11 protein-coding genes are annotated in these 13,682 nt (G+C 64.1%); all 11 read right to left on the bottom strand.

Translation table 11 applies throughout. The annotated features are described in order from the left end of the window. Window positions 1-50: 50 nt before the first annotated feature. The 11 genes from HRU82_07190 to HRU82_07240 all read right to left on the bottom strand — a co-directional run bounded on the left by HRU82_07190 (window position 51) and on the right by HRU82_07240 (window position 13,673). On the bottom strand, window positions 51-1,688 hold the full coding sequence (locus tag HRU82_07190) for a hypothetical protein (protein QOJ34739.1): 1,638 nt from the start codon (window positions 1,686-1,688) through the stop codon (window positions 51-53). Between the two features lie 6 nt (window positions 1,689-1,694). Further along, window positions 1,695-3,665 carry a polysaccharide biosynthesis protein gene (locus tag HRU82_07195; protein ID QOJ34740.1) on the bottom strand — a complete coding sequence of 657 codons (1,971 nt, stop codon included), beginning with the start codon at window positions 3,663-3,665 and terminating at the stop codon, window positions 1,695-1,697. A gap of 79 nt (window positions 3,666-3,744) precedes the next feature. Beyond that, on the bottom strand, window positions 3,745-4,521 hold the full coding sequence (locus HRU82_07200; protein ID QOJ34741.1) for a class I SAM-dependent methyltransferase: 777 nt from the start codon (window positions 4,519-4,521) through the stop codon (window positions 3,745-3,747). Beyond that, entirely contained in the window at window positions 4,518-5,630 is a 1,113-nt protein-coding gene (locus HRU82_07205; GenBank protein ID QOJ34742.1) for a DegT/DnrJ/EryC1/StrS family aminotransferase, read from the bottom strand. Before HRU82_07205 ends, HRU82_07200 begins: the two co-directional genes overlap by 4 nt. A 19-nt stretch (window positions 5,631-5,649) precedes the next feature. Further along, a complete protein-coding gene (locus tag HRU82_07210) occupies window positions 5,650-6,624 on the bottom strand; it encodes an alpha-ketoacid dehydrogenase subunit beta (GenBank protein ID QOJ34743.1) in 975 nt (324 codons plus the stop codon). A 10-nt stretch (window positions 6,625-6,634) separates the two neighbouring features. Then, the gene (locus tag HRU82_07215; protein QOJ37143.1) at window positions 6,635-7,612 is read right to left on the bottom strand and encodes a thiamine pyrophosphate-dependent dehydrogenase E1 component subunit alpha; all 978 of its coding nucleotides are present in this window, start codon (window positions 7,610-7,612) and stop codon (window positions 6,635-6,637) included. A gap of 15 nt (window positions 7,613-7,627) precedes the next feature. Next, the gene (locus HRU82_07220) at window positions 7,628-8,260 is read right to left on the bottom strand and encodes a sugar transferase (protein QOJ34744.1); all 633 of its coding nucleotides are present in this window, start codon (window positions 8,258-8,260) and stop codon (window positions 7,628-7,630) included. Between the two features lie 25 nt (window positions 8,261-8,285). Beyond that, the gene (locus HRU82_07225; protein QOJ34745.1) at window positions 8,286-9,392 is read right to left on the bottom strand and encodes a glycosyltransferase family 2 protein; all 1,107 of its coding nucleotides are present in this window, start codon (window positions 9,390-9,392) and stop codon (window positions 8,286-8,288) included. After that, a complete protein-coding gene (locus HRU82_07230; protein ID QOJ34746.1) occupies window positions 9,389-10,831 on the bottom strand; it encodes a hypothetical protein in 1,443 nt (480 codons plus the stop codon). The genes HRU82_07225 and HRU82_07230 overlap by 4 nt, the downstream gene beginning before the upstream one ends. Window positions 10,832-10,839: 8 nt before the next feature. Continuing rightward, window positions 10,840-12,618, bottom strand: coding sequence for a hypothetical protein (locus HRU82_07235; protein ID QOJ34747.1), 1,779 nt, complete (start codon window positions 12,616-12,618; stop codon window positions 10,840-10,842). After that, on the bottom strand, window positions 12,612-13,673 hold the full coding sequence (locus tag HRU82_07240; protein ID QOJ34748.1) for a glycosyltransferase family 4 protein: 1,062 nt from the start codon (window positions 13,671-13,673) through the stop codon (window positions 12,612-12,614). The genes HRU82_07235 and HRU82_07240 overlap by 7 nt, the downstream gene beginning before the upstream one ends. Window positions 13,674-13,682 lie beyond the last annotated feature (9 nt).

The raw sequence follows: 13,682 nt of genomic DNA on the forward strand, positions 1-13,682 counted from the left end.
CCCCCTGCGCAAGACGACGCGCTATGCGCGCCATCGGCCGAGCCGGTAGCCTAGAACTGCACGGCCAGAGAAGTCCAGAACAAATGGTTCGAGGTCTCCACTCCGGCAGCGAAGGTTTCCGCGAACGGCGTGATGGCGGAAATCTGGCCCGGATTCTTCAATCGTTGAAAGGTGTACCCCACCGTGAACTGCGTCCGGCTGGAATACCACCAGGTCAGGTCGAGGGCGGCTTCTCGCTTTCGTTCATGGATGGGTTGCCCGCGGTCCCGTTCCTGAATGTTGAAATTCGCCCCCAGCTGGAGGACGTCCGTCAGGTAGCGGGTGGAGCGCACGAAGAAATCGATCCCGTCGGTCCCCATGTGATGGCCGAGCGGGAGCCCGCGATGCCGCATGCCGCTGGTATAGGGCGAATTGTTGTACCAGACCTGCCGCAATTCGGGGTGCCGCCGCCGCCCGAAATCCGTGTCGGCGTATTCGACACGCAGGTCCAGCGTATCGCCCGCGAACACCTGCGGAATGTAGAGGCCGCCCAAGAACGCCGCCCGGCTCGGAACCGGTAATTGCGACCATTTGTCTTCCGTGCCGATCTCTCCGTACAGCTGCAGCCCGGCGGGAAAGGGCACGAGGTAGGGCACTCGCGGAATGCGTAGCCGAAAATCAGCCATGGCCTGCTCGTTCACATCCCGATCGCCGGTTTGATTGGGTTCCGAAAGATAGGCATCGACCACCACGCCGGGGAAGGACTGGTCCCGCCCGCGCCCGCCGAATTGCGTCAGCCGAGTCAGCCCGAATTCCAGCCAGGGGGCCGGCAGGTAACTGATGCGCAAGCCAAACACCCGCGCACGTGAAAAATCTCGATTGCGCTCCAATTGCGCGAGAAACGAGTTGACCTTCCAGTCGCCCAGCCCGCGCAAGAACCCCGGCAGCTGAAACGGCCGCTCGGTGCCCAGCTTGATCATGTCCATCGGGAAGGCATGGTCGGTCAGCAGCAGGGACCCATGGTACCCAGGCCCCCACCACTGCGTTCCACGCCCCGCCTCCAGCGCGATATTGGCATAGCTCAGTTTGAGGCTGAACTCGCGGAGATAGAAGTTGTCGCTGTTGTTGGTGGCGCCGATGCCCAACAGATGGCGGTTGCTGATGAACTTGGGCTGCACCATGAGGGCCGCCCAGTCGTTCACCTCCACCCAGCCGCGCGCGTCGGTCTGGTTCTGGATTCCGTTGACGTAGTATTCGCCTCCACGATTTTCGCGGAACCGAACCGTCTGGCCGCCGCCGATCGATGAGACATTCACCTCGGTCTGCGTCCGCAGTCCGTAGCGAAACGTTTCACGCCCTTCCAAGCCCCGGCCCCGCACGACACCCAATCTGATCAGTTCGGGCCGAAATTCCACCGCCAACCGTTCGAGCAGGGGTTCCGCGACCGCCTCGCGACCGTCGATCGCCACCTGATCGGCACGCACGCGTTCGATCGCACGGGCCACATACTCCGCCGCCTGCCTCCGGCTGTAGGGCTTGGCGCCGATCAAGGCACGGTCGATGACGTTCAGCGCGATCAACCGTTCGATCGCCTCATAGGCCCAATGATGGAGGGGAAGGTTGCTGGAGGCGAGGGCGGCGCCGCCCCACAGCAACCAGCAGACGAGGACACAGGAACAGACAAGGGCCGACGGGCTCGGACGGCACACCAGCCGTTACCCCTGTCCGGGCGAACCGGTTGGGGACAGGCCGGCGGCAAGCATGCGGGGAGCAGCGGATTCGCCGGTACTATCAGGCTGGTTGCCGCTCCCCGCCGGCAGGCCATGGCGACCGGAAGCGGAATCCGACGGATGGTAGGAGGGGAGGATATGGCAGAGCGTTGCCAGCAGGTCCGCCACGGTCCCCTCCGCAGCCGCCTGTTCGAGCCGAGCCAAGAGGGCGGGCAGGAGGGAGGCATCAGGCGCGCGGGCCAACCGCACACAGAGCACTTTCGGCACGGCCGTGGCCTCCAGCCGCTCGGCTTGGCCCACCAGCTCTTCGACCAATTTCTCGCCCGGTCTCCGTCCGAGAAAGGTCAGGGCAATCTCGCGGTCGGGGACGAATCCCGAGAGTCGAATCAGGTTGCGCGCCATGTCCACCACGCTGATCTGTTCGCCCATGTCGAGGACGAAGACCTCGCCGCCCCGCGCCAACCGCGCCGCATGCAACACGAGGTGCACCGCCTCCCCGATCAACATGAAGTACCGGCGCATGCCGGGATCGGTGATCGTCACAGGGCCACCGGCTCGAATCTGCTCCAGGAACAGCGGAAGGGCGCTGCCGTTGCTGCCCAAGACATTGCCGAAGCGCACGCTGGCGAAAATGGTCTGCGACGAACGGCTCAACTCCTGCAGCAGCAGTTCCGCCACCGCCTTGCTGGCGCCCATGACGCTTACCGGATTCACGGCCTTGTCGGTGGAGATGAGGATGAAACGCTCGACCCCATGCCGGTGGGCCGCCTCTGCCACGATCCTGGTGCCGGTCACATTGTTGCGGACCGCTTCACAGGGGTTGACCTCCATCAGCGACACATGTTTATGCGCCGCGGCGTGGAAGACCAGGGTCGGGCCGTACTCGGCGAACAGCCAACTCATCTGGCCCATGTCTGTGATGTCGCCGACGACAGGCACGACGACATCATGGCCCGCCGCCCGAAGTTCGCGCGCGACGGCAAACAGGCCGTTTTCATATCGATCGAGCAACACCAGGACGGAGGGAGACAGGCGCGCCACCTGCCGACAGAGTTCGGCGCCGATTGACCCGCCCGCGCCGGTTACCAGCACCCGTTGCCCCTGCACCGACTGCTGGAGCGGTTCCGGATCCAGATCCACGGGGGCCCGATCCAACAGATCTTCGATGGAGAGGTTGCGAATCTGGCTGACCTCCACGTGGCAACGGAGCAGGTCGCGCAGATTGGGCAGCGTCTGAATGGGCAGACGGAACGGTTCCAAGGCCTGCACCACTGCGCGTACCGTCGCGGGGGCGGCGCTGGGTATGGCGACGAGGACGCTGGTCGGTTCTTCCTCGGCGAGGATGCGCGGGAGGTCGGCCCTGGTTCCCAAGACCGGCACGCCATGGATGTGATGGCCGATCTTGGCGGGGTTGTCGTCGATGAACCCGATGGGGCAATAACCGTAGGACGGGCTGTTCCGCATCTCGCGTACGATCATCGCGCCCGCGTCGCCCGCACCCACGACCAGTACCCGATTCCGACCCTTGCCGATCCAGGGAAACTCCCGCATCACGCGAGGCGCCACGCGCATACCGGTTTGCAGGCAGAGGAGCACCAGCGCGTCGACCACGAACACCGATGCCGGATAGGCCGCGATGCCCAACCCGAACCGGACCACCCCCGCAAAAACCGCCGTGCTGGCCGCGATGCCGAGGACCAGGTTCCGTATGTCCCACAAGCTTGTGTAGCGCCACAGCCCGTCATAGAGTCGGAACCGATAGAAGGCGAGGGCACGGATCACCAACAACCACGGCAACCAGGTTACGAGGAGATTCCATTGCTCGGCAGGAATGTCCTCGTCGAACCGCAGCACGAAAGCCAACCAATTGGACAGGGCCGCGAGCCCAAGATGGGTGACGAACAGCAGGAATCGCCGCTGGCCCGTCGTCAATGGTCTACCGAACAACGCGAGCATGATGGTGTGAAGATACCTTGTCTCGAACCGGCGAATCCAGCCCTAGGGGTCACCAGGGAGCGAGCCTAGGCCTGGTTCATCAGCGGGGGCGGCAGAGGGCAAACAAGACTTTGTAGTCGGTGACGGGCCGGCGGGAGTCGATCGAAACCGGCGGACAATAGGGTGCGAGTCCGTCCTCGACCGCGGAGGGGAAGGAGACCAATTCGCCCAGGAACAATCGTTTCAGCAACCGTTTCCCGCGCATGGTGGAAGGAATCAGATGCAGGACCACGGCCGTCCGCTTGAGCCAGGACACCATTGTCGCTTTCGGGCCTGGGCTCTCGGTCGAAAAGGCCCCCAGCAGTTCTGTTCGAAAACCGGCCGCTTCCGCCAACGAGGCCAACCGCCCGGCCGACAGGTACTGGCGGCTCTGGGGGCTGGGGTTGAAGTCGCTCCATTCCGGGTTCACGCTGCAGAGGATCAGCAGCCCGTTCGGCGCCAACACGCGCCGACAATCCTGGAGCATCTGCAAGGGCCGCTCGAAATAGTACACGGCTTCGTAACAGAGGATCACATCCTGTGAGGCTGCATGGAAGGGCAAGGCGTCGGCATCTAACTGAACCAGGGAGCGCCGGAGGGTGCCCGAACGCCGGGCGCGCACGAGCAAGTCCCAGGTCAGGTCGCCGCCGACCACCTGGTCAGCCTGCCTCGCGAGGTACTCCAGGCCGACCCCTTCCCCGCAGGCCACCTCCAACACCCGTTTACCACGGCAGTAGTCCAGGGCGAAGCGGTACCGGGTATAGACCATCGCCAACGCTTCGCGCGTGACCCGGTCTCCCGGCTTTTCCGTGACGGCACTGTAATTCGATCCGCTCACGCGTGCGAGGAGAAGAATGAACGCAGGCAGGCGACAGTCGCGTCCACCTGTTGCTCCGTGGTCTCCGCGCTCATGGGAAGGGAAAGCACTTCCCGGCAGATGGCCGAGGTTTCGGGGACATCCGGGGCTGCCAGCCCCAGCCCTCGGTGTTCCCACATGGGTTTCGGCCAGTGGACCAAGGTTTCGACGCCCTGGTCCCTCAAATAGGCCCGCAATCGGTCACGTACGTTCGTGCGCACGACATAGTTTTGGTAGATGTCGAGTTGCCGGCTCTGGTCGAAATGCGGCAGGCGAAGCGACGGGATGCCGGACAGACCTTGGCGATAGAGGTCGGCAATGTGCCGCCGATGCGCGATCCACTCAGGCAGGTACCGCAACTTCACGTCCAACACGGCGGCCTGTACATTATCAAGCAACGCGGTCTGCCCGTGGTAATGGTATTCGCCCGTGTCCCGATCCTCGCCGTTGTAGCGCAGGAGTGTAGCCATCCGCGCCAGGTCTGGGTCGTCGGTCGTGATGGCCCCGCCGTCCCCGAACCCGCCCAGAACCTTGAACGGATAAAAGCTAAAACAACCGGCCCGGCCCTGGCTGCCCGCCCGCTTACCGTCGAACGTCGCCCCGAGGGCCTGAGCCGCGTCCTCGATCACCGCCAACCCATGCTTGTCCGCCACTGCGAGGATTCGCTCCATGTCGCAGACGCGGCCGTTGAGATGGACCGGCAGCAGGGCCTTCGTCTTGGGAGTGATGGCTCGTTCGAGCAGGTCGACGTTCATGTTGTAGTCAGACCCCACGTCGATCAACACTGGCTGCGCGCCGCAATGGACGATGGCCGACACGGTCGCGACGAAGGTGTGGGCGACCGTGATGACCTCGTCGCCGGGACCGACCCCGGCCCCCAGCAGCGCAAAATACAACGCGTGGTAGCCGCTGTTCACACCCACGGCATATTTGACCCCCACGAAGTCCGCCAGGTGGGCTTCAAAGTCCTTCAGCTGCCGCCGATTGACCAAATCGCCGTTGGCCAAACACTCGGTGATGGCGCGGTCGATCTCCGGCTTGAGCTTGGCGTAATGTCCGCGGGGGTCGATGAAGGGAACGGAATAGGCCATAGGGTGCAATGGGACCGCCTTACAGCAGCACCTTCTCCACAGTCGCGATGATGTCCTCGGCCCCGACATAGTAGGCCCGTTCCAATGGAGCGGAGGTGGGCGCCGGCACGTCAGGCAGGCACACGCGGCCGATCGGGGCCTTGAGCGCATGGAACAGGTCGCCGGCGACCGACGCCGCAATGTCGGCCGCGATGCCTCCGCTCATCCAGGCCGCATCGGCAATGACGAGGCGGCCGGTCTTGCCCACGGACGAATACAGCAGGTTCCGGTCCCATGGTTTGATGGTGCGCAGATCGATCAATTCCACGTCGATGTCCCGTTCCGCCAGCTGCTCCACGGCCTTGGCCGCCTCCGCCGCCATGTACGAAGTCGCGACCAGCGTCACATCCTTCCCAGGCCGTCGGATCGCCGCCGCCCCGATCGGCACTTCATAGAGGCCCTCGGGCACGTCTCCTTCCTGTTCGTATAGCCACCGGTCGTCGATGTAGAGCACCGGGTTGCCGTCACGCACCGCCGCGATGAGCAGCCCCTTGGCGTCATGGGGCGTGGCCGGCATCACGACCTTCAAGCCGGGCACATGCGCAAACAGGGCCTGCAAGGCTTGCGAATGTTGCGCGCCCTGCTCGCCCCCTCGATTGATCACTGACCGGATGACGACCGGCACGTTCACCTGCCCGCCGAACAGGTAGGACCAATTCGCCGCCTGGTTCACGATGGGATCCACCGCGAGCAACATGAAATCCATCCGTGCATGGAACACGATCGGGCGCATGCCGACAATGGCCGCGCCGATGGCGGCTCCGGTCGTCGCATTCTCGGAGACCGGACAATCGAACACCCGCTCACGCCCGAACTCCTTGTCCAAATCCTGCAAACTCGTCCCGGCGTACCAGGGATTCCACACCCCTTGGCCGCAGACGAATACACGCGGGTCCTGCCGCAGCAGATCGGCGTGCGCCTCTCGAATCGCCTGAGCATAGGTGCGTCGACGCATGGAGTCCTTTCTATCGTCGCGTGGCATAGATATGTCTGAAAAGATCGCTGTCGTCCGGCAGAGGGGACGTGCGTGCAAAGTCGACGGCGGCCTCGACCTCGCGCTGGATGGCAGCGCACCACCCCGCCAACTCCTGCTCGGAGCGGCCTTCTTCCAGCAACACCCGCGTCAGCCGCGCGATGGGATCCTTCGGTAACCATTCGTCGAGTTCGGCCCGCCGATGTGCGCCGACCTCCAAATCCCACGCGGGCCCGACGTGGCCGCGCCACCGATAGGTTCGGCATTCCAGGAACGTCGGGCCCTCACCGGCCCGCGCCCGTGTCACGGCCGTTCGCGCCGCCTCGAAGACGGCGCAGGCATCGTTCCCATCGATGCACAGGCCGGGAATGCCGTAGGGCTGGGCCATCTCCGCAAGGTTGTCCTTTAGTCGCCGTTCCTTCAACGCCATGTGCGTCGAGTAGAAATTATTCTCGCAGACGAAGAGCACCGGCAGGTGGTAGAAGGCCGCCAGATTGAGCGACTCAGCGCAATGGCCCTCCTCCGTCGCGCCGTCGCCGAAAAAGGCGACGGCCACCTGATGGTCCCGGCGCAGCCGCGATGCCAACCCCGCGCCGACCGCCAGGGGAATCGTGGCCCCGACCAAGGGCACCGTGCCGAACAGACCGACCGTCGGCGCCGCCAGGTGCATGGAGCCACCGCGACCCTTGCTGCAGCCCGTCACCTTGCCGAAAATCTCCGCCATCATCGCCGGGAGGTCTCCGCCCTTGGCCAGATAATGCCCGTGCGAGCGGTGGCCGCCCCACACCGTATCTTCACGGTCCAACGCCGCGCAGACACCTGTCGCGATGGCTTCTTGACCGATGGAGAGGTGACAGGGCGTCTTGATTTCCTTGGCCGCGACCAAGTCGCCGATGCGCTCCTCCACGGCGCGAATCAGCGACATCATCCGCCAGAGCGAAGGCCGCAACGTTTCGTTTCCTGCCTGCATGGAGCTGTTCACCGTTTATCCTTTCACCGCTGCCGAAAGCGGCAGGCTCGCCCTCCGCCGTCCGACCAGCGCCGCCAACGTAGACCATAAAATCTGCAGGTCCGTCATGAAACTGCGCTGTCGGACATATTCCAACTGCAGGCGAATCTTCTCAGGCCGGATCAACTCCAGATAGGTCCGTTCCGGATCGGGGCTCCCGACGAGCAAGGCACCTTCATCGATATTCCACAAGCTCGCCCAGTCCGTCAACCCAGGGCGGACTGAGAGGATCGCCCGCTCCTCGTCCGAATACAGCGCGACGTACTGCGGCACTTCCGGTCGCGGCCCGACCAGACTCATCTCACCGCGGCACACATTGATCAACTGCGGCAGTTCGTCCAGCTTGTGGCGCCGGAGCCAACGCCCGATCGGCGTCACGCGTGGATCGTCGGCCGCCGTCGAAGGACCGCCCAGGGTCTCAGCCCGCTCCACCATCGTGCGGAACTTGAACATGCCGAAAGGCTGCCCCTCCAGTCCGATGCGGCGCCCGCGGTAGAACACACTTCCACCGTCTCCCAGCTTGATGGCCAGCGCCACCGCCAGCAACAGGGGACTCAGGAACACCAGGGCCCAGGAGGCCAAGACCACATCGAACCAGCGCTTCAACAAGAATGCCTTCCTTTCCCCGACAACCTCAGGACTCCACGGCCGAGACGGATCCGTTACTCCCGACCTTCAGCCGCTTCCAGAACGACGGCAGCCCCACGAGACGCGCGAGTCCCCACAGCGATCCCAGCCCATACCCCACATGCAAGGTCGCAAACACCAACGGCATGACGAAGAGACGGGAGACGGACCGTTCCCTCAGGGCCACCCGCAGCGAGACCGCCAGGCTCACCACACCATAAGCGTTCAGGATCACCACCGTCCCCCACCGCCAGACCTCTCCCACCAGACCGAGCAACGTGGTCGCCAGCAGCGCCGTCACGAACAGGAGCGGGATCAGATGCCGAAGCGTGATGGGCATGCCCTCGCTGTAGGCGAAGGGCAGGATCGCCCAGACCCCGTTGTTCCAATTCTGCCGCCAAAAGGAACGCAGCGTAGAGCGGGCAAAATAGAGGCTCCGGATTTCCGGCACCAAGAGCATGCGGCCGCCGGCCTTGCGAAGCCGCAGGCTGAAGTCCATATCCTGCCCTCGCATCAGCTCCTCGTTGAAGGGTCCGGTCGGCACCTGTTCACCGGTCCGCCTAGAACCGATCACTCGCTCGAAGGCCGATCGCCGATAACAGCCGCAGAACACCGTGTCCACCCACATCGGTGCAGCTACATGGATACGAAAATACGAATTGCCGACCCCGAAGGGATGCCCGAGCGCCGACGCAATCGCCGCCCCCATCCAGCCGCCGGATGCCGGCACCGTCTCCATGACGCCGCAGACCACGTCGGCGCCGGACTCCTCCAACGCCTCCACGCAGCGACGGATGTATCCCGGCTCCAGGCAGGCATGGGCATCCACCCGCAGGATCGGATCGCCCTGCGCGGCGCGGATGCCCAGATTCATCGCCTTGGGCGTCGTCTTGCCTGGATTGTCGATCAGGCGAAGAGCAGCATGCGGACCCGCCATCCGCTGCAGGATCGCGCGCGTGCCGTCATCGCTCATCCCATCGATCACCACCAGTTCCAGCCGATCGAGCGGATAGCCGTTCTCCAGCACCGACGTGAGACAACGCTCGATGAACCCCGCCTCATTGCGGCAGGGCACGAGCACGGTCACGAAAGGTTGTGGTGTGTCTGCTGTCATCGTATCGGCTTCGGGGCTGACGCTCGGCCTTCGACCGGCGGCGGCAAGGGAACGAACAATCGCACGAACAGGCCGGGTCGATAGGACGCCGCCATGACGACCAGCGTCGGAATCAGGAGTGCCTCGATCACCAACCCCTTGTACCCTTCGAGCCCCGCCCGGATGAGCGGAGGGATATAGGCCACGAATCCCCAGGGTGCGAGGACCCCAAACACATATTGCCAACGCGACCGCAACGGGCGCCCATAAGTGACCGCCACATACGCATTGAAACAACGGCTCCAGACCCAGCCCCAACAGACCGCGCCGACCAGCAACCCCGGCAGCCCGAAATTCAAGTACCAGCCGGTCGCGTGGTGGATGCTGAACCCCTGCTCCCCCACCCCTTCGGGGATACCGACCGTGGCGGCATAGTGCGAATAGATGTCGCCCGGCCGGTCCGGCCAGAAAATGCGCGGGACCACCGAGGCGGCAAGGGACATCAGACTCGACCCGTAGGTGAACGGCGAATGAAACGCCAGCACTCCGTACAGGGACATGTGCGCGCCGAAGGCCTCGTTGCTGGCGCGGATCTCGGGCACCCACTGCGTCGCTTCCCACCAGTCGATCCCCTCCCACAGGTCCATGATGGGAAAGGCGCGCAAAAAATCCACCAGGGCGATGCCGACAAACAACAGCCCCCCGCCCACCGTCGCGACGCCCCATCGCAAGGCCTTGGCATTGGCCAGGTAGAACAGCCCGCCGAGGATCAAACCTGAGAAGAGTTCGTTCTTGTTGCCCAGGATCGTCACGTAGAGAAACATCCCGCCGAACAGAATCAGGTAGCCGAGGCCTGTCGCAAGTGAGGCCTCGCCCGTGAGCCAGCGACCGTCCCGGCCCGTCAGCCAGACCGCCGCGCCGACGGCCAGCGAAAACAACGCCACGCGATTCAGCACTTGATGGAGCGTGAAGAGCGGCACCATTTCGCCCAGCCCTCCACGCGTGGCCGCATACCCCGATTTTCCCAGCAACATGGCCGTCGCCAACTGGTCCTTCACGATCAAGAAGCTGCCGACCGCGGCGAGCGCCGCAATCACCAGCATTCGCGCGTGCGAAATCCAGAGTGCCGGCCGCACCGGTTCCTCCCTCGACGGTGCGCTTGCCACCCCCGCCAGCAACGTCAGCTCGATCACCAGGACAAAGGCCGCATACAGGAGCAGGGTCCAAAGATAGGGCTCGTTCAATTCGATCGGAAAGACCTTCCCATAGAGGTACTGATGGGACGTCACCTCGTCCGCGCCCAACCCGTCGGCCACGATCGCCCAACCGCCGTGCAGCGACCAGAAATAGAGGAACAGAATGCCCAGCGGAAACGAAAGGCTGCCGGTGCGCCGGTAAAGCAACGCACCCAAGGCGGCGACGGCGGCGGCGGCAACGATGAGCAACAGGTAAAACTCCATGCCGACCTCTAGGATGAACGGGCCCGTTTCCTGATGAGCCAGCGATCCACGACCAGATACTCCAGCCCCGAGCGCAGCAACACCTCCACCGCATCGCAGGCGCCGGTCACGATCGGGGAGCCATGCAGGTTGAACGAGGTGTTCAACAGCACATACCGGCCGGTCTTGCGCCCAAAGGCCTCGATGAGGGCGTAAAACGATGGGTTGAGGTCCTTCCACACCGTCTGCATCCGCGCCGTCTGGTCGGCGGAATGGACGGCGGCCGCCAAGTCCGCCCGGCGCTCCGTGCTGTCGAACGCATGCATCATGTGCGGGCTGAGCCTCGGCTTCGGCAGGGAAGTGGGTACACGGACATAGTCCTCGGCTCGTTCGCCCAGGACCGCCGGCGCAAAGGGCATCCAGAAGTCACGCTGCTTAATCATCCGGTTGATGTGGGCCACCACGGCTGGCCGGCTCGGATCGGCCAGGATGGATCGGTTCCCCAAGGCCCGCGCGCCGAACTCCATCCGGCCTGCGCAGCGCGCCACAATGTGGCCCTCCGCCAATAACTTCGCCGTTCTGACCTCAGGCTCGTCGAGGGCCTCCATCTCGATGTCCTCGCCGTACTTCGCCCGCGCCTCCGCAAGGTCGAGCCCAGCCTCCGGCCCCAGATACAGATCGTCGAAGCGAATGTCGGTGATCGCCCCGCCCCGTTGCACATGACATTGCCAGACCGCGCCGAACGGCAGCGTTTCATCGCCACAGGAAGGGAATACATCGAAGTAATCGAGAGCCGGCAACGCAGCGATGCGCTGGTTGGCCTTCACGTTCATGAAGACGCCGCCAGCGGCCAGCACCTTGCGCACCCCGGTCCGTTCCATGGCAGCCGCGACCCAGCGGCACAGCAGGTCCTCGGTGAACCGTTGCAACCCAGCGGCGACCACATCGAATCGAACGGCACGCAAGTCATGCATCAGCCGCGGCAGGATCGAGCCGGTCCGTTCAGGCACGCGGCGCCTGAATCGCAAGGGATTCCCAGGATCCAGATCCAGATACCGGGCAAAGATATCCGCCACCTCACGGCCCCGCTCCTCGTCGGCATAGGGAGCCAACCCCATCACTTTGTATTCATGTTCGTGCGGACGCATGCCCAGCAGGTACGTCACCGACGCATAGAGGTTGCCCAACGAATGGCCGGTCGGCGTGGCGGCCAGGAGGCGCATCGTTCCCTGTTCAGCCAGATACACATGGGCACAGGCATCGTCGCCGCCGCCGTCCAGCGTCAGCACCAGATGCGGCTCTTCCCAGTTTTTCCGGAGGGCGTAATAGGCAGAGGCCGCATGGTTGGCATGGTGATGGAATCGGCTGACCGGTACGCCGTCCAGGCCGCAACGCGCCAGCTCCCGTTCGACTGCCGGATTCGTCCGGGCGGTCCGCCGCGCCACCTGCCGGCTACTTCCCCAGTCTTCGATCGGACCAGGAAACATCCCCGCTAGGCGAGCAATAGCGGAGGATATTTCACCAGCCCGTATTAGTTCAGACCATGAACGTGCACGTATCGCATAGTAATTCAATAAGCATTTTCGACTTTCGCCTATAACGCTACCTAGATTGCTAAAGCACACACGATCTATTGACCGCGCATCCAGTCCATATGTCTTCAAGCAGTACTGAACTGCCTGCATGGGGAATCCAATCGAGCCTTTCTCGCGGGTCAATCGTTCCTCCTGAATCGCGAAGAAGACTTTCCCATCCCGGCATAACACGACCGATGCATCAATGCATTCATTGATGCCGAGGATCAACATGCCGCCCCGCCTCTCACCAGCCGGGTCAACACCTCTCGATACAAGGCCACCGTCTGCTCCGCGATGCGCACCTGCGCCACCGGCATCGCCGCCGTCCGGCCGTTGGAACGAGACCGCCGCCTGAGCACTTCGCACAGTCCCTGCGCCAGCGCCGAGGGGCTCCGCTCCGCGATAACGGACGGCGTCACTCCCAGCAGCCGCTCCCGCACATCGCCCACATCGACCGACACAACGGGAAGGTTGCAGGCCAGAGCCTCTTGCACGATGGTCGGCGACCCCTCCCAATCGCTGGTGAGCAGCAGACAGTCCGCGCCGTTCATCATGGCAACCACCCGGCGCTGGGGAACGAACCCATCCAGCCGCACGACGGTGATCCGACCGCACAGGCGCTCTGCTTCGAGCACCGCCGCCTGCGCGAGGTCCTCACGCTTCACCATCGGAGAGAGCCCCGCATTGAACAGCACGATCCGCTCCTCCTGGCTCCAGCCCAGTTCCCGCCTCGCCTCCGCCTGCGGGTGCGGCTGGAACAGCTCGATGTCCACACCCGAAGGCAAGACCAGCGCACGCTCCCGTCCCCACCAGAGACGCCGCTTCAGTTGTTCGCTGACGCAGATGAGGCCCGCTGCCCGCCTTGCAGCCAGGTGCGAAAGCAGCCGCCCGGCGAGCGAGCGCAGCCAGGGATCACTCGGCGCGGGATTCAGGTCGCTCCCGCGAAAGGTCACGACCATCGGCACGTTCGCCGCCACAGTCGCGAAGAAAGCTGTCATGGTGCCGTATTGCGCATGGAGCAGGTCGGGGCGAAACGAGGCAATCACGTCCCGCAGCCGGCTCGCATCGCGTCGCAACCCGGAGAGATCCGTGCGCGACTCCAGGCAAAAGGCCTCCGCGGCCACCCCCAACGTCCCCATCGCCTCGACCTGCTTCTTGGCAAAAATCATGGCCGAGCCCTCCGGTCGGCCGGGAAACAGGTAGAGCACCCGTAGCGCCGAGACCGACGCACAGGCTGCTCGGCCTTCATCCTGCCGCAGATCGGTCACTGTCGCCATCACCGTCATCAGTGCACC

This window comes from Nitrospira sp. (genome assembly GCA_015709715.1).
Taxonomy (GTDB): domain Bacteria; phylum Nitrospirota; class Nitrospiria; order Nitrospirales; family Nitrospiraceae; genus Nitrospira_A.